Raw genomic sequence first — 1,208 nt, 5'->3', positions numbered from 1 at the left:
TTTTTTGACAAGGCTTCTGCTACTCTATCTATTGTGAAAAAGTCACCACTGTGGGTAAGTAATAAAATTAAGTCACCGGACGAAGACATAAAACTTTTTCTTTTCCATTGGGAAAGCGCAATCGTTAGATTTTTATGATTTTAATTAGATTAAGTAAGTGGTCGTATTTTTTTACTAAACACGACCACTACCGATAGATTATTCAGTCCTTTGTTGAGGGTGCTACCGATACTTTTTAGCTACCAAAGTCTACCAAAATAAACCAAGGCTCGCTAATGCAAGATGCTTTCACATCCAGGGGGTATCTCCCAAAGCTCTGACGGAATATCCCGCGAGCGCCATAAAAATGTCAACAAAGTTGGTCCACCGGGATAGAGAGCGCAACTATTAAACCCTTGGTTTTCGGCTTTAATTTAAGTTACATAATAATCCCTGTCGGTGTTACCCTAATTTAAGTCTAACAAATAATAAGAGTTTTTGGTAGACTCTGCGACATTTTCTCTAGCTGTTTACTAACCTCTTCAAAAGAACCTCTTAATCTTCCTTATTAATCTTCTTCATAATCAGAAGGATACTTATGGGTCTCAATCTCTTCAGAATCGGAAGGATACTTCAGGGTTTTCTGACCATGAGTATCTTGAGATTGGTCAGGGCCGGCCTTTTGCTCTTCTAGGAAGTGAGCGAAGAATGGCTTGACTTGAGTATTGGATTCTTGATTTTGCATATCGAATCATCCTTTACGGTTAACAGTTTAGTGGCTGTCAATTTATTCAATCAACACGTCCACCATAATTAGATTACCAGACTTTTTTTTTCTCAGCACTTCTTGTTTACAATTGTTTACTTTTTTTTACATACAGAGTTCTGTCGTCACCAATTCATATAGAACACTATTTGTCAATACCTTATTTATTGATTTTTTATAAAACTTTAATCTCTTGCTGTGATTGGCATTAGAGAGCCTCCGCTTCTTCAATGCATACATAACATTATTTGTCAAGATATTTTTAATTACTAGTTACCAAAGAAAGTTTTAAGCTTTTGCTGTGATTGACTAGGGAGTTTTTTCTAACGGAAGAAGATCTAATTTAAATGCAAAACCGCTTAATAATTATAATTAAGTATAGGCAAGGGAGTAGGGGTACATCTCATTAAAGCTGTTTGACCAGGTGGCTGGAATGGCCATTTTGGTGGAACGGGCATCTTGG

At 36.6% G+C, this 1,208-nt stretch carries 1 protein-coding gene; it reads right to left on the bottom strand.

All coding sequences use genetic code 11. The features are described 5' to 3' along the window. Positions 1 to 547: 547 nt before the first annotated feature. Positions 548 to 724 carry a microviridin/marinostatin family tricyclic proteinase inhibitor gene (locus F6K38_RS42455; RefSeq protein ID WP_287360897.1) on the bottom strand — a complete coding sequence of 59 codons (177 nt, stop codon included), beginning with the start codon at positions 722 to 724 and terminating at the stop codon, positions 548 to 550. Positions 725 to 1,208 lie beyond the last annotated feature (484 nt).

It is taken from the genome of Moorena sp. SIO3B2 (genome assembly GCF_010692525.1).
Classification (GTDB): domain Bacteria; phylum Cyanobacteriota; class Cyanobacteriia; order Cyanobacteriales; family Coleofasciculaceae; genus Moorena; species Moorena producens.
The sequence above is the reverse complement of the archived record's forward strand: the minus strand, read 5'-3'. Positions and strand labels throughout refer to the sequence as shown.